Annotated in this window: 12 protein-coding genes; 3 read left to right on the top strand and 9 right to left on the bottom strand. The window is 71.2% G+C overall.

Annotated features, from left to right (window positions below; genetic code table 11):
• Position 1 precedes the first annotated feature (1 nt).
• The 5 genes from ACIOEW_RS34405 to ACIOEW_RS34385 form a co-directional block, all read right to left on the bottom strand.
• Positions 2-1,282 carry an NtaA/DmoA family FMN-dependent monooxygenase gene (locus tag ACIOEW_RS34405; protein ID WP_401968995.1) on the bottom strand — a complete coding sequence of 427 codons (1,281 nt, stop codon included), beginning with the start codon at positions 1,280-1,282 and terminating at the stop codon, positions 2-4.
• A gap of 17 nt (positions 1,283-1,299) precedes the next feature.
• Positions 1,300-2,367 carry an LLM class flavin-dependent oxidoreductase gene (locus tag ACIOEW_RS34400; protein WP_401968825.1) on the bottom strand — a complete coding sequence of 356 codons (1,068 nt, stop codon included), beginning with the start codon at positions 2,365-2,367 and terminating at the stop codon, positions 1,300-1,302.
• A gap of 54 nt (positions 2,368-2,421) precedes the next feature.
• A complete protein-coding gene (locus ACIOEW_RS34395; RefSeq protein WP_362548803.1) occupies positions 2,422-3,174 on the bottom strand; it encodes an amino acid ABC transporter ATP-binding protein in 753 nt (250 codons plus the stop codon).
• Positions 3,175-3,286: 112 nt separating this feature from the next.
• Positions 3,287-5,131 carry an FAD/NAD(P)-binding protein gene (locus ACIOEW_RS34390; protein ID WP_401968822.1) on the bottom strand — a complete coding sequence of 615 codons (1,845 nt, stop codon included), beginning with the start codon at positions 5,129-5,131 and terminating at the stop codon, positions 3,287-3,289.
• Positions 5,128-5,994, bottom strand: coding sequence for an amino acid ABC transporter permease (locus ACIOEW_RS34385; protein ID WP_401968820.1), 867 nt, complete (start codon positions 5,992-5,994; stop codon positions 5,128-5,130). The genes ACIOEW_RS34390 and ACIOEW_RS34385 overlap by 4 nt, the downstream gene beginning before the upstream one ends.
• Before the next feature lie 485 nt (positions 5,995-6,479).
• On the opposite strand from ACIOEW_RS34385, the gene ACIOEW_RS34380 reads away from it, so the two are divergent.
• Positions 6,480-7,421, top strand: coding sequence for an ABC transporter substrate-binding protein (locus tag ACIOEW_RS34380; RefSeq protein WP_362548760.1), 942 nt, complete (start codon positions 6,480-6,482; stop codon positions 7,419-7,421).
• A 145-nt stretch (positions 7,422-7,566) separates the two neighbouring features.
• Here ACIOEW_RS34380 and ACIOEW_RS34375 read toward each other — a convergent pair whose 3' ends face one another.
• Positions 7,567-8,799, bottom strand: a complete 1,233-nt coding sequence (locus tag ACIOEW_RS34375; protein ID WP_401968818.1) for a DUF5685 family protein — start codon at positions 8,797-8,799, stop codon at positions 7,567-7,569.
• A 309-nt stretch (positions 8,800-9,108) separates the two neighbouring features.
• Here ACIOEW_RS34375 and ACIOEW_RS34370 point away from each other — a divergent pair, with 309 nt between their 5' ends.
• The gene (locus tag ACIOEW_RS34370) at positions 9,109-9,552 is read left to right on the top strand and encodes a cell division protein SepF (RefSeq protein ID WP_401968815.1); all 444 of its coding nucleotides are present in this window, start codon (positions 9,109-9,111) and stop codon (positions 9,550-9,552) included.
• Positions 9,553-9,591: 39 nt separating this feature from the next.
• On the opposite strand, the gene ACIOEW_RS34365 is transcribed toward ACIOEW_RS34370, so the two are convergent.
• Both ACIOEW_RS34365 and ACIOEW_RS34360 read right to left on the bottom strand, forming a co-directional pair.
• Positions 9,592-10,803, bottom strand: a complete 1,212-nt coding sequence (locus ACIOEW_RS34365; RefSeq protein ID WP_362548771.1) for an acyl-CoA dehydrogenase family protein — start codon at positions 10,801-10,803, stop codon at positions 9,592-9,594.
• A 98-nt stretch (positions 10,804-10,901) separates the two neighbouring features.
• Complete coding sequence (locus tag ACIOEW_RS34360) at positions 10,902-12,641, bottom strand: MFS transporter (protein ID WP_401968812.1); 1,740 nt, start codon at positions 12,639-12,641, stop codon at positions 10,902-10,904.
• 554 nt (positions 12,642-13,195) lie between these two features.
• Here ACIOEW_RS34360 and ACIOEW_RS34355 point away from each other — a divergent pair.
• Positions 13,196-14,269, top strand: a complete 1,074-nt coding sequence (locus ACIOEW_RS34355) for a phosphatase PAP2 family protein (RefSeq protein ID WP_401968810.1) — start codon at positions 13,196-13,198, stop codon at positions 14,267-14,269.
• Positions 14,270-14,385: 116 nt separating this feature from the next.
• On the opposite strand, the gene ACIOEW_RS34350 is transcribed toward ACIOEW_RS34355, so the two are convergent.
• Positions 14,386-14,601, bottom strand: a complete 216-nt coding sequence (locus ACIOEW_RS34350; RefSeq protein WP_401968807.1) for an I78 family peptidase inhibitor — start codon at positions 14,599-14,601, stop codon at positions 14,386-14,388.
• Positions 14,602-15,071: the final 470 nt, after the last annotated feature.

Genomic DNA, 15,071 nt, shown 5'->3' with positions numbered 1-15,071 from the left:
GTCAACCTTTCCATACCGGCTCGGCGATCCCGAGGTGCGACCGCAGGGTGGAACCGGTGTAAGCGGTGCGGAACACCCCTCGTTCCTGGAGGAGCGGGACGACCAGGTCGACGAAGTCGTCGAGGCCGCCGGGGGTGAGATGCGGCACGAGGATGAAGCCGTCGGCGGCCCCCGTGTCGACGAATTCGGCCATCTCGGCCGCCACGGTCCGCGGGCTGCCGACGAACGCCTGCCGGCCCGTCGCCTCGATGACAGTCTGCCGGATGGACAGCCCCTTCTCCCGGGACAGTTCGCGCCAGCGCGCCGCGACCACGAGGGGGTCGCCGTGCCGGACCCGGCCCTGGCTCAGCTCCGGTTCGGGGACCGGGTCGCTCTCGGGAAGCGGCCCGTCGGGATCGTACGAGGAGAGGTCGCGGCCCCAGACCTGCTCCAGGGCCAGGATCGCGTTCTGCGGCGAGACCTGCTGGAGGCGGATCCCCGCCGCCCGTTCCCGCGCCTCGGCGTCGCTGTCGCCCAGCACCACACCGACGCCGGGCATGATCTTCAGTTCGCCGGGTTCCCGGCCGTACTTCGCGAGCCGTCCCTTGACGTCGGCACAGAAGGCGCGGCCCGCCTCCGGGGTGCCGTGCCGGGTGAAGACGATGTCGGCGGCGGACGCCGCGAACTCGCGGCCCTCCGGGGAGTCCCCCGCCTGGATGACGACGGGGTGGCCCTGCGGGGAGCGCGGGAGGGTGAACTCACCCTGGACGTTGAAGTGCCGGCCGCGGTGGACGAAGGGGCGCGGGGCACCGTCGGGTGTCCAGGAGTCCCACAGCTCGCGAGCGGTGGCGACGAACTCGGCGGCGCGGGTGTATCTGTCGGCCCGGTCGAGGTAGCCGCCGCGCCGGAAGTTCTCACCGGTGAAGGCGTCGGACGAGGTGACGACGTTCCACGCGGCCCGGCCGGCGCTCAGGTGGTCGAGGGTGGCGAGCCGGCGGGCCAGTTCGAAGGGCTCGTTGAAGGTGGCGCTGACGGTGGCGGCGAGGCCGAGCCGGTCGGTGACGGCGGCCAGCGCGGCGAGCACGGTGAGGGACTCGGGGCGGCCGGCCACGTCCAGGTCGTGGATCAGGCCGTTGTGCTCGCGCAGCCGCAGCCCCTCGGCGAGGAAGAAGAAGTCGAACAGACCGCGTTCGGCCGTACGCGCGAGATGTTCGAAGGAGGAGAACTCGATCTGGCTGCCGGAGCGGGGGTCGTTCCACACGGTCGTGTTGTTCACACCCGGGAAGTGCGCGGCGAGATGCATCTGCTTCGGGGCGGCCGTCATACCCGTTCTCCTTGGCGGGCGTACCGGTTGGCCGGACGGGCCAGGCCCAGGTGCTCGCGGAGGGTGCCGCCGGGGTAGAAGGTGCGGAACAGGCTGCGGTGCTGGAGCAGGGCCACCGTGCCGTTGACGATCCTTTCGAGGTCTCGCTCGGGCGTGATCGGGGTGAGGTGGAATCCGTCGACGGCTCCGGCCCGGTGCCACTGGGTGATCAGATCGGCGAGGTCGACCGGACCGCCGCGGTAGTACGTGCCGTGCCCGGCGAGCGGCGGCCCGCTCGCCAGCCCCGGTTCCGGGGCCGATTCGGCGTCGCCGAGGTCGACGCTGAGCGCGGCGAGCACCCGCAGCGTCCCGGGGTCGCGGCCGTGGGCCGCTGCACGGCGGCGCACGTCGTCACGGATCCCGGCGGCCCGCTCGGGTGTGCCGGCCCGTACGAGCACCACATCGGCATGCCGGGCGGCGGTCTCCCTGGCCGGGTCCGCCGTCCCGTCGACGACCGTGACCGGGTGGCCCTGCGGGGGCCGGGGCACGATGGCGGGTCCGCGGACGCGGAATGCGGCGCCCTCGAAGTCGGCGTAGTGCAGCTTGTCGCGGTCGAGGAAGCGGCCGCCTGCCGCGTCCCGGATCTCGGCGTCGTCCTCCCAGCTGTCCCAGAGACGCGCTCCCACGTCGGCGGCCTCGCCGGCCTCCCGCCACAGTTCGGCGGCGGGCGCGGCGGCGCGGCGGCCGAACAGCCGGGCCTCGGCGGCCGTCGTCGACACGTCCACCCACTGGCCGGCCCGGCCGCCGCTGACCCAGTCCAGCGTGGCCACGGCGGACGACACGTGGAAGGGCTCGGTGTGGGTGGTGGTGACCGTCGGCACGAGCCCGATCCTGCGGGTGCCGGGCGCGACCCGGGAGAGCACGGCGAGTGCGTCGGGTCCGGGCCGGGCGAACGAGTCGCCGAGGGTGACGAAGTCGAGGGTCCCTCGTTCGGCGAGCCGGGCAAGGCCCGTGTAGTGCGCGGGGTCGTAGCGGGGCGGGCCGCCGATCTCGGCGGCCAGGTGGAGAGGGCGGAGGTGCGACATGGCGGGCTCTTTCGGAAGGGTTCGGAAGTGGCTTCGAGGCCCGGGAATCCCGGGTCACAGGACCTTGGAGAGGAAGGCGCGCGTGCGGTCGTGGCGCGGCCGGCCGAGTACGTCGGCGGGCGGGCCCTGTTCGACGATCCGTCCCTCGTCCATGAAGACGACGGTGTCGGCCACCTCGCGGGCGAACCCGATCTCGTGCGTGACGACGATCATCGTGGTGCCCTGCTCCGCCAGGTCCTTGATCACGTCGAGGACCTCGCCGACGAGTTCGGGGTCGAGCGCGGAGGTGGGCTCGTCGAAGAGCAGCAGTCTCGGTTCGAGAGCCAGCGCCCGCGCTATGGCGACGCGCTGCTGCTGACCGCCGGAGAGCTGCTTCGGGTACGCCGTCGCCTTGTCGTCGAGCCCGACGCGGGCGAGGAGCCGGTGCGCGGCGTCGACGGCCTCCTTCTTCGTACGGCCGAGGGCGGCCACCGGGGCCTCGGTGACGTTCTCCAGGACGGTGAGGTGGGGGAAGAGGTGGAAGTTCTGGAAGACGAAGCCGATCCGGGTGCGGCGGCGCAGGACCTCACGCTCGGGGAGTTCGTACAGCTTGTCGCCCTTCCTGCGGTAACCGACGAACTCCCCGTCGACCGTGATCGATCCACGGTCCGCCTTCTCCAGGTGGTTGATCGTGCGCAGCAGGGTGGACTTGCCTGAACCTGAGGGTCCGAGGACCACGGTCACTTCGCCGGTGCGTACGGACAGGTCGATGCCGCGCAGGACGTCCAGTGGGCCGAAGCTCTTGTGCACGCCCCGGATCTCCACCATGGGGGCGGCGGCCCCGTGAGCAGGTGCGGCGGCCGGTTCGCTCTTCGGGGGACGGCTGATCGTCTTCATGGTGATGTCCTCGGGCGGTTCGGATCGGGAGTGCGCGCGCCGGTCAGCCATCGGTACCGCCGAGGTCGCGCAGGAAGGTGAGAGCGGCGCGTGCGGTGGCGTCGTTCTGCCCGAAGGCCGGGCCGCCGGTGCGTGGCCTGGTGAAGGCGCCGCTCGTGCGCGCCGCGGTGTGCGGGCCGAGCGCGAAGCGGCGGGGGTGCGGGAGGCCGTCGCGGTCCAGGATCCGGCCGTCTCCGGGGTCGACCGCGAGCAGTCCGGTGGCGGTGGCGGCGGCTCCGTCCTCGTACAGCGCCCGGAGCAGGGTGCTGCGGGTGCGTCGCGGCGAGGGGTCGGGCAGCCTGGCCTCGACGAGGGCGCGGGCCTCCGTCCGCTCCCCCGGAACCGTTGCGCCGCCTGCCCGGAAGAGGCCCTGTTCCTCGTCGGTCTCGACCGTCGTCCCGGCACCGAGGAAGCGGACGACACCGGCCCGGGAGAGGGCGAGCAGTTGTCGCAGCCGGGGGCCGGGCGGCCCGGAGGCGAGGTAGCTGAAGAAGCCGTGCCACCAGTCCCCGATGTCGCCGAACCGGATCAACTGGCCGTACACGGAGAGCAGTCCGAGGAAGACGGCGAGGTCCTCGCTGTGTCCGGGATCGTGCCGGCGTGCCAGGTCCGCGGTGATGTAGGCGCGCGTCGCCTCCTGGAAGGAGGCGCCCGAGGTATGGCGCACCCCGTCCAGCGGGTGGTCGAGCGCCGCCAGGTCGAGCCGGTCGGCGGGGTCGGGGACGCCGGCGGCGATCACCGCCCGCAGTTCGGCGCTGCCCGGGTCGGCGGCCGCGTACTTCTCCTCGAAGGCGCTCCAGTCGGCCGCGGTGCGCTCCGGGTGGGAGGCGAAGAGGCGGTGGTAGTGGGCGTAGCCGAGCTCTTTGTCGACATGGGGCCATATGTCGCGGCGGAAGTCGGGTGGCTCCGGCCGGTTCAGGAGTTCCTCGGCCCGGTCGGGACCGAAGAAGCGCGGGAGCGGCGGCCGCTCGCCGGGCCGGACGTATCCGATCTTGGAGTGGTACGGGACGCCGCGCCGCGATCCGACGTACAGGACGGGTTCCTTCCCGGAGGGCAGGTACGTGCCGTTCTCGTACCGTCCGCCGCGGCCCTCGGTGAGCAGCACCATCAGGTCGATGAAGGCGAGTCCGAAGCCCCGGACTATGACGGGTTCGCCTGCGGGCAGGGCGCTCAGGTCGCTGTCTGCGGTGAAGTCGGGCGGCAGGTGGACGAGGCCGTGCCGGTCCGCGAAGCGGGACAGCCGCCGCTGTTCGTCGTCCGGTTCGGCGTCGAGGTGGCCGATGGTGAGGACCACGAGGTCGGCGGTGAGCGGTTCGGCACGGCCCTCCAGACGGACGGACTGGCGGCCGCCGCGGGGGCCGGTGACGCGCAGGGCGCGGACGCGGTGTTCGTGGACGGTGACGGTGGGCGGGAGCGCGGCCACCGACTGCTCGTACACCCAGCGCAGGTAAGCGCCCTGCAGCCGCCGGCTCGGGAAGTCCGCCCCCTTCAACGCCCCTATCTCGCCCAGGAGTCCGGGTTCGGCGGCGACGTCAGGTCCGGGTTCGGTCCGCCCCTCGCGCACGTCGGCCGCCCAGGCGTCGAGCGCCGGCCCGGGACGTACGGGACCTTCCTGGCGGACGGTGTCGTCGGTGAACATGGTGACGTCCTCGGCCATGGAGTTCATCCACAGCAGCGGCGACTGGTCGTGGCGCCAGATCCGGCCGCCGCCGGGCGGGAACGGGTCGACGATATGGATGTCCAGCGGCCTGCCGCCGTACAGCGAGGGGGCGTTGGCTGCGATGCGCTCGATGAGACCGGTGCCGCGCGGTCCGGCCCCGATGACGACCAGCGTCGGTACGGCGCTCACCGCGCGTCCCCGGTGCCGCGCGCGTAGTACCGCTCGACGTAGTGCTGGCCGACGCCGAGCAGCGAGGTGACGACGACGTACCAGAGGGTGGCGACCAGCAGCAGCGGGATGACCTGGTAGGTGCGGTGGTAGACGAGCTGAACCGAGTACAGCAGGTCCTGCACGGCGATGATGCTGACGATCGAGGTGCCCTTGAGGGTGCCGATGAGCATGTTCCCGGCGGGCGGCACGATGGAGCGCATCGCCTGCGGCAGCACGATCCGGTACAGCCGCCGCCACGGGCCGAGGCCGAGGGACTGGGCTGCCTCCAGCTGTCCGCGTTCGACGGACAGGATGCCGCCGCGGACGACTTCCGCCGCGTACGCGGCCTCGTGGAGCGTCAGCCCGATGACGGCGACCGTGACGGGGCCGAGGAGGTTGACGGTACGGACGCCGAGGATCTCCGGGTAGAGCGCTCCGATGTTGAACCAGAACAGCAACTGGACCAGGATCGGGGTGGACCTGAAGAGCCATACGTACCCCCAGCCGACCGCCTGGAGCACGCGGTTGGCGGAGAGCCTGAGGACGGCGAGCAGCGTCCCCAGCGCGAAGCCGAGCGCCATCACGAGCGCGGTGAGCCAGAGCGTGAGCCCGAGGCCGCGCAGCACCGCCGTGGTGGTGAAGTAGTCGCCCACGACATCCCATTGGAAGGCGTCGTTGCGGATCACGGAGTTCAGTGCGAGGCCGAGCACGATCAGTACGGCGACGGCCGCCGTCCACTGGCCGGTCCGGCGCACCGGGACGATCCGCAGCCGGTCGGCATCGTTGTCTTCGAGGGGCTCGGCCGGGCAGGCCGGCGGAATGGTGTCTGTCTGTGCGGACATGCGAGGGCTCCGTGGATGCGGCGATCGAACACGGGGCGCGCCCTCGGCACGGAACACAACGGTGGAACACAACAGGGACCGGGCCCCTCAGCCCGATCCGCCTCCGAGGTAAGCGCTGTTCACAGCGGCTTGTCAACCCTGTCCACACTGTGAGCCGTACGTCTCAGGTCAGTTGACGGACCACCGGATGCCTGTTCCACTTAGGCCATGCATTCGCAGCAGTGGCTGGTCAAGCGCTCCCACATCGACTTCGGTCGCGTGTGGTCCTGTTCCTGTTGAGCTGACGCCCTGCTCCGCCCCGCATTCCTGCTCGCGCCGTGAACGGCGTCTGAGCTCTTCCCCGCGTGCCCTCGCGTACACAACACCGCACCGCCCTCCCCTCACACCGGTCTTCCGCCGTGTTCCGCCTTCCTCCGCCCGTCCGTGGGCCGTCGCGCGCTGCCCCGCGCCCGCCCACGGCCGACGAAACTGGAGAACCACCCCTGATGCCCCGTACCCGGCACACCGCTGCCTTCGCGCTGATCACCGCCGCCACGCTGACGCTGACCGCGTGCGGGTCGGGTGATCCGGCGGCCGCCCCCGCGGGCGCGGCCGGTTCCGCCGCCGAGGGCGCGGTCCCCACCACCGATGTCGTGTCGGGAGTGAAGAAGGACCCGGCCGCGGCTGCCCTGCTGCCCGCCGAGGTCCGCTCCGCCGGCACCCTGGACATCGCCTCCAGCGTCGGCAGCCCACCCGGCGCCACCTATCTCACGGACGGTACGACCCTGGCCGGCACCGACATCGACTTCGGGGACGCCGTGGCCAGGGTGCTCGGGCTGAAGCCGAAGCGGGAGGTCGCCGCGTTCGAGGCGATCCTGCCCGCGCTCGACAGCGGGAAGTACGAGGTGGGCACCGGCAACTTCGGCGTGACCGACGAACGCAGCCGGACGATCGACTTCGTCACCTACCTCAACGACGGCCAGGGCTTCGCGGTCCGTGACGACAGCAAGCTGGCCGAGATCACCGATCTCACCCAGCTCTGCGGCCTGACCGTCGGCACCACGGCGGGCACCACGTTCGAGGTGACGCTGGAGAAGAACCGGCACCGGTGCTCCGAGGCCGGCAAGAAGGCGTACGACGTGAAGACGTACTCCGACGCGTCGGCAGTCTGGACCTCGCTCCAGCAGGGGCGTACGGACGTGGTGATGTCGACCATCAACGGACTCAGGTACGCCGTGCAGCAGCAGGAGGGTGTGCGCTTCCTCAACGAGTTCAAGCGTCTCGACGTCGGCTTCGCCTTCAAGAAGGGCACCCCGCTCGCGCCCGCCTTCCAGGCCGCCGTCAACCGTCTCAAGGCCGACGGCACCTACGACCGGATCCTGAAGAAGTGGGGCATCTCCGCCTCGGCCGTCGAGACCTCGCAGATCTCGCCGCCCGAGATCAAGTGACGCGGGGTCAGCAGCCGTGGCCCCCGCACCGCAAGGGCAGCGGCCGCAGTCACACGGCATGCCGGAAGGAGGCCAGCAGACGCAGCCGCGCGACGCAGGGTCAGCAGCTGCAGTCGCACCCGCAGCCGCGCCGCGCGACGGAAGGTCAGCAGCTGCAGTCGCACCCGCAGCAGTCACAGCCGTCGCAGCAGTCCCCGCAGTTGCTGCAGCAGTCGCATGCATCGCAGCAGTCCCCGCAGTCGCACTGACTGCACAACCCCTCGCGCCGCTGCCGGCTCCACGGGTCGTCGAAGGTGCCGCAGCACATCTGGCAGGTGCAGGCGAGCCCCGCCCACACCAGGCACCCCAGGACGAGACCGCGCCGGTCGCGCGGCGGCTCCGGCGGCTGCGGCGGACCGAAGGGTCCCCCGGGCCCGGTGGGGGCGTACGGATTGCCCGGGGGCGGCCCGAACGACGCCGTGGGCCGCCCTCCTGACGGATCACCGGCTCCGGTCAGGAGCCCGCCACCCTGATGGGAACAGACATCCGTGGCGAAGGCCCGGTCCACCGAACGCCGCAGTTCGTGCGCCAGCAGCACATGGGCGAGCTTGTCGTCGGTGAATTCCGCGTCGCGCAGCGCCAGCCGTACGCCACGCAGTGCGTCGTCGCACAGTCGCCGGGCCTCGGTACGCGAGGTGCCGGTCGCGGTGAGCGGGTTCCAGGCACCCGACGCGGCGTCAGCTTCCTGGTCCTCCACGGCGTCCAGCAGATGCGCGAGGCGGCCGAAGAGGCGCCCGGCCTCGGCGAGCGGCTCGGCGTTCTGCGGCTTGCCCGCGAGTACGGCGGTGTGCGCGAAGGCCGCCGCGGTCGCGGTCTCGGTGGGCTCGGTGACCGTCAGCAGCGGGGTGCCGGGCCCCGCGAGCAGCTCGATGCCGGTCTGCCGGTCGACGGCGTCGACGAGCAGCGCCGTGTCGAAGCCGAGCTGTGCGCCGGTGCGTGCCCCCGCCCGGTCCCAGCCCGCCGCCACCCTGCGCGCGGCCGCGGCGACCGGGCGTCGCGCCAACAGGCCGTCCCGGTCGGCCACGTGGTCGCGCACCTTGGCGGAGGCCAGCACGAGCGAGACGGCGGCCGCCAGCCTGGCGCCCTCGCCGCGCGCGACCGGGGCGGTGCGCATGGCGCGCAGGGGGCAGGGCCCCGCTGTGCGCCGCTGTGCGGGGGTGCGGTCGGTCTGAGCCTCCGTCAGGACCGAGACGATCAGGCCGTCATAGTTCGTGACGATCCGGGCGAACTGTCCATGGTCGGAGCGAAGCGCGAGACAGAGCCCACAGAGATGGGCCATCCACTCGGCCTTGAGCCCTTCCGACAAGCGATGAGTGCAGGGCCTCACGATTCCGAACACAGCCGTCCCCCCGGGAGCCGTTCACCTGTGCGCCGCAGTCGGGCGCGTGCGCGACGTGCATCGTATCGAGTGACCCGTTCACCCGTACGTCCCCCATGTCACCCGTACGGACCGGAGGAGCATATTTTCTTATCCCCAGGGCCCTTATGCAGGAGGAACCTTGACGAATCGCCACATCTTCTGCACCAGTACCGTCACGAATGCCCTGCGCGCCGCGTATCCCCTTGGCGCACGATCCGCATGATGGACGACCATAGGGATACGAAAGACATGCGGAACGCCAAGGAACCGCGGTGAGAGGAGGCGTCCATGGGATCGGTACGCAAGGCGAGTGCCTGGCTGGGCCTCGTAGAGGACAACGACGAGCGGTACTACGACGACGACGAGTACGCCGAAGGTGCACGGACCGGGACCGGTCAGGCCTGGGTGACCGATCCGCGGGTGCAGGTGGTCTCGGAGGCGGCCGAGGAGACGGGCCGCCGGATCGCCACGGTGACCCCGGACAGCTTCCGGGACGCCCGGGGCATCGGAGAGCTCTTCCGGGACGGCGTCCCGGTGATCATGAACCTCACGTCCATGGACTCCACCGACGCCAAGCGCGTGGTGGACTTCGCCGCGGGACTGATCTTCGGACTGCGCGGGTCGATCGACCGCGTGGCCACCCGGGTCTTCCTGCTGACCCCCGCCGACACCCAGGTCGTCAACGGCGAAGCCGCCGGCCGGCCGGCCGACAGCTTCTTCAACCAGAGCTGAGCGGGGCGCTCACCGGATCGGTCCGGCCGCGACCCCCGTCTACCGGAACGCGTCCAGGCCGGTGAGCGCCTTGCCCAGCACCAGCTGGTGCATCTCCACGGTTCCTTCGTAGGTGAGCACCGACTCCAGATTCGTCGCGTGGCGCATCACCGGGTACTCCAGCGAGATCCCGTTGGCGCCGAGGATCGTGCGCGAGGTGCGGCAGATCTCGATGGCCTCCCGCACGTTGTTCAGCTTTCCGAAACTGACCTGCTCCGGACGGAGCCTGCCCGCGTCCATCCGACGGCCGAGGTGGTGGGCGAGCAGGATCCCCTTGTGCAGTTCGACGGCCATGTCGGCGAGCTTGGCCTGGGTGAGCTGGAAGCCGCCGATCGGCTTCCCGAACTGCACGCGCGTCCTCGCGTAGTCGACGGCCGCCTCGAAGCTGGACCGGGCGGCGCCCATCGCTCCCCAGACGATGCCGTAGCGGGCATGGCTGAGACAGCTGAGCGGGCCGCGCAGTCCGGTGACGCCCGGCAGCACGGCGCCGGCCGGCAGCCTGACCTCGTCGAGGATCAGCTCGCTGGTGACCGAGGCGCGCAGGGACCACTTGTGCCTGATCTCCGGCGCGGAGAAGCCCGGCGCGTCGGTGGGCACCACGAATCCGCGGATGCCGCTGCCCTCGCTGCCCTCGTCGGTCTGCGCCCAGACCACGGCGACCCCGGCGACCGAGCCGTTGGTGATCCACATCTTGCGGCCGCTGAGGACCCAGTCCTCACCGTCGCGCCTGGCGTACGTCCGCATGCCGGCGGGGTCGGAGCCATGGTCCGGTTCGGTGAGGCCGAAGCAGCCGATGATCTCGCCGGCCGCCATTCCGGGCAGCCACTGCTGCTTCTGCTCCTCGGATCCGAAGCGGTGGATGGCGTACATGGCGAGGGAGCCCTGCACGGAGACGAGTGAGCGGATCCCGGAGTCGGCGGCCTCCAGCTCCAGGCAGGCCAGTCCGTACTGGACCGCGGTGGCGCCCGCACAGCCGTACCCCTGAAGGGACATGCCCAGGGCCCCGAGCGAACCGAGTTCACGGGCCAGCTCACGGATGCCGGGCAGCTCGCCGTTCTCGTACCACTCAGCGATGTGCGGCAGGACCCGGTCGGCGGCCCAGACTCGGACCGTGTCGCGGATCGCGAGATCCTCGGCACCCAGGAGGTCGTCGATGCCGATCGGGTCGCGGGGGTCGAAGGGCGGGAGTTTCGAGGACGGAGCGGTGGACATGAGGGAGTGCCTCCGGCGGCTCGCACGGTACCGATGTCGGTGGGGGGGGGCGCCAAAAACTAGCAGCGTTAGTTACGGCGCCGTGCCGACGTTACGACTCAGTGTGCCGCGCGTCCAGAGCCCGTCGCCTCGGCCGGCCTGCGCCGCGCGGGCAGCCGGAGCAGCACGTCGGGCCGCTCCTGGACCGGGAGCTCGCGGGAGCCCGGGAGCTCGCCGGGGCCAAGTGGCTCCTGCGCGTTCCTCGCACCGGGCACCACGGGACCCTCCGTGGGCTCCTGGGGTTCGCAGAGCAGCGGCGGGCACTCCATCACACGCGGCAGCTTCAGCGCGGCAAGCGCCCCGAGCAGCAGCAGACCCGCACTGACCAGCAAGGTGATGTGCAGGCCGCCGACGAAGGCATTCCGGGCGGTGTTGCGCAGTACGGCGCCGAGCGGACCGCCCAGCTGCGAGGCAACCTGGTACGCCTCGCCGAGGGAGCGCGAGGCCGCGGCACCGGCGGAGGCGGGGACTCCCTCCGCGGGGAGCTTGGCCAGGCCGGGGACGTACGCGGCGTTCATCACGCTGCCGAGCAGGGCGATCCCCATGCCGGCACCCAGCTGGTAGGCGGTCTCGCCTATCGCGGCCGCCCCGCCGGCCCGCTCGGCCGGCGCCTCGCTGAGCATGGACTCGTACGCACCGAAGAGCGTGGACTGCAGACCGAAGCCCAGCACGACGAAGGACACGGTCAGCAGGCCGGGCCGGTCGTGCTGCCCCATCGCGGTCAGCATCAGCACCGCCACCGCCGTGAGGACGAAGCCCCAGCCGACCATCCGGCGCGGCCCGATCCGGCGCAGACTGTACGAGCCGGTGGCGCCCGCGGCCATGGCGGCGAAGGTGAGCGGCAGCAGCCGCAGACCGGTCTCCAGCGGACTGAGGTCCAAAACGAGCTGGAGGTACTGGACGGCGATCAGCTCCAGGCCGACCAGGGCCAGCATGGCGAGGACGATGCAGCCCACCGCGGTGGTGAAGGCGGGCCGGGAGAACATCCCGATGTCTATCAGCGGATGCGTCCGCCGTTTCTGGCGGCGGACGAACGCGACCAGCAGCAGGGCCCCGCCCAGCAGCGGCACGAGCGTGCCCGGGCCCAGCAGCTCCTCGCCGGTCCCCGCGCGCTTCACACCGAGGACGACGCCGAGCACACCGGCGGCGGCCATCAGCGCACCGAACACGTCCCAGGGCCCGTCGTCGCTGCCACGCGACTCCGGGAGCAGGAGCCGGCCGACCGGCAGGATCAGGGCCATCAGCGGGATGTTGATCAGGAAGACCGAGCCCCACCAGAAGTGCTCGACGAGGAAGCCGCCGATGACCGGTCCGGTGGCGGCGCCGACGGCGGCGACGGCGCTCCACACGCCGATCGCCATGGCCCGCTCGCGGCGGTCGGGAAACACCTGCCGGAGGATCGACAGCGTCGCCGGCATGATCATCGCGCCGCCGACGCCGAGCAGGGCCCGCGCCGCTATGAGCACGCCCGCAGTGTCGGCCATGGCCGCGACGGCGGAGGCGACCCCGAAGAGTGCGTAGCCGATCAGCAGGATGCGCCGGCGCCCGACCCGGTCACCGAGCGTTCCGAAGAGGATCAGCAGGGACGCGCAGACCAGCGGGTAGACGTCCACGATCCACAGCAGACCGACGGCGCTGGGCCGCAGGTCCTCGGTGACGGCGGGGACGGCGACGTGGAGCACGGTCGCGTCGAGTGCCACGAGCAGCAGGCTGAGGCAGAGGACGACCAGCACGAGCCATCGATTGGCTCCGTCGGCGGCTTCGCGCAGACGGATTCGGGCTGTGGTCGTCCCGGACATGCATCTACCTCCCAGAAGGTCCCTCGCGCTCGGCGGGCCCCCGGGGAATTTCAGCGTCGCTGTCCCCCCGGGCCCGGCATCGACGGGCGAGTGATCCGTCAGAGTACGCGAGTTCGACAGGGGCACACGTGGCCCATCTCATACCTGCCGATTCCGCCGAGTGTGGCGTACGCCACTGCGGCCGCCCGCCCGGGCCCCCCGGGGCGCCACCCCGACCTGCGACGACCGGCCGTCCTGCCGCACGGGCAACGGGCCCCGGCCTCCGCGCGAACCCTCCGCAGCACGCCGGCCGCAGGCGGGCAGTAACCGGACCGATACCGTCCGTTCGGCCCCGATGACCCTCCCGATTAACCCACTTCGCCATCCGGCGCACTATTCCGTCAATGCCCGAATGCACTTACGGAGTGCCCGCCAAAAAATGAAAGAAGAGGAAGTCAGGGCTCTCCGGACACCCGGAAAGGCGAACCGAACTGAGACATAGTCCACATCACATCGTCATCACAAAGCGGCCGGATCGACCGGGTCACCCACTCACTCGCTGTAACGTCGATTGGGTGCGTACCGACATCTTTGCCCGTCTGGACCGGGAGCCGGAACCGCCGAAGATAGAGACACCGCGGATGAGTCGTCACCGCATCGCTCTCTTCGGCGGGACGTTGGCGTTCTATCTGGCCATCGTCATTGCCGTGCTCATGTCTTCCTGGCTGGTGACCCTGGACTGGAAGGTCATGCTCTTCCGGCCGTACCAGCAGTGGCCCAGCATCCACGCCTTCCTCGACTACTACGTCGTCCTCGGCCAGCGCGGACCGACGGCGGTCATGGTCGCCTGCTGGCTGGGCTGGCGCTCCTGGCGGCAGCACACCCTGCGGCCCCTGCTGACGCTGGGCGCCTCGCTCCTGCTGCTCAACGTGACGGTGGGCGCGGTCAAGATCGGCCTCGGTCGGCTCGGCCCGCACTACGCGACCCAGATCGGATCGGCCGAGCTCTTCGCCGGCGGCGATATATTTCCGTCAGGACACACCGCCAACGCCGTTGTGACCTGGGGAATCCTCGCCTATCTGGCCGCCACACCGCGAGCCAGGCGTTACCTGTCGGCCATGTCCGCGATCGTCTCGCTGGGGGTCGGCCTGACGACGGTCTACCTCGGTACGCACTGGCTCAGCGACGTGGTCCTCGGCTGGGCGGCCGGGCTGCTGATCCTCCTGGGCCTGCCCTGGGTCGAGCCGCTGATCACCCGGGCCGAGAACTGGATCTTCGCAGCCCGTGAGTGGCTGAGCGCGCGCGGCAGGACCGTGGCACCGGCACCCGTCACGGCGGGCGCCCCCCAGCCCGTGGCGGCAGGCCGGCAGGCCGCCTCCGAGCCGGCGCGGAGCCCGGCCCACACGGTGCCCGGGACTGTTTCCGGGGCTGCCTCCGCAGTTACCTCCGGGGCGAGCGTGCACCAGTCAGCGGTGGTCACAGCCACTGGCAGCCGCCCGCGCGCACACACGGCGCCGCCCGCGTACCAGGGTCACCCGGCGCGCTCCGAGCGGACCCCGGTCACCCCTGCAGGCAGCCGTCGCCCGCCGCACGCGGACCGTACGCCCCGCAGCGGTCCGGCTCCGGCCCGGCCGGTGGCCGGCGGCTGACCCGTAGAGCTGCGGGAACGGTGCGCACAGCCCACCCCGCGTATGACTGAAGGCCCCGACTCCGGTCGGGGCCTTCAGTCATACGCGGGGTGGGGCGCAGGGGCCGTACGGAGCCCTCAGCCGGTCCAGCAGCGCCTGACGACGCCTGCGTCGACCTCGAAGTTGATCCGGCCGCTCTGGAACTCCATGGTGATGACCATGCCCGGCGGCAGGGCTCTGACGGTGGCCCAGCCGCGCTCCCGGGCCCGCCGTTCGGCGGTCCCGGCGGCGAGGCCGACGTAGGCGCCGGGGCTGTCGTCCGGCTGGGCGGAAGGACTCGGTACGGATGCCATGTCTCCCACCGTAGGCGGCCCCGGGCGGCGGCGGAAGCCCGGGCGCCACCCGGTCACATCGCATCCTCACGTACCTCGCCGGTCACGCTTGTGTCACAGGATCACCACACGCGTTCCCCTCGAAGTCATTCGTTCGGACGCACGATTCGGCGGACGCACAGTAATCACACAGAGCCGAAAATGATCACCGGAACGAGGCGGGGCGACCCGGAAAACGAGCGCAATACCCACTCCCGGGTGACTTCGGTTTCACGTCGGAATGACCACCCGTAAATGAACACACCACCGGGAATTCACTCTTCCTTATCGCACCCTTATCTCGAGGTGATGATATCCACACCATCCCACCACCGACCCACCCCGCATCGCCCCCTTCTGCCCGTATAGCGGACATCCGGATCATCCGCATTCCGGCCCGTGCAGCAAGGCGAACGTCTGGGGGCGGACGCCGGGGCGGACATCGGGGCGGA

Source organism: Streptomyces sp. NPDC087901 (assembly GCF_044742205.1).
GTDB lineage: Bacteria > Actinomycetota > Actinomycetes > Streptomycetales > Streptomycetaceae > Streptomyces.
This window is presented reverse-complemented; position numbering and strand designations above follow the sequence as displayed.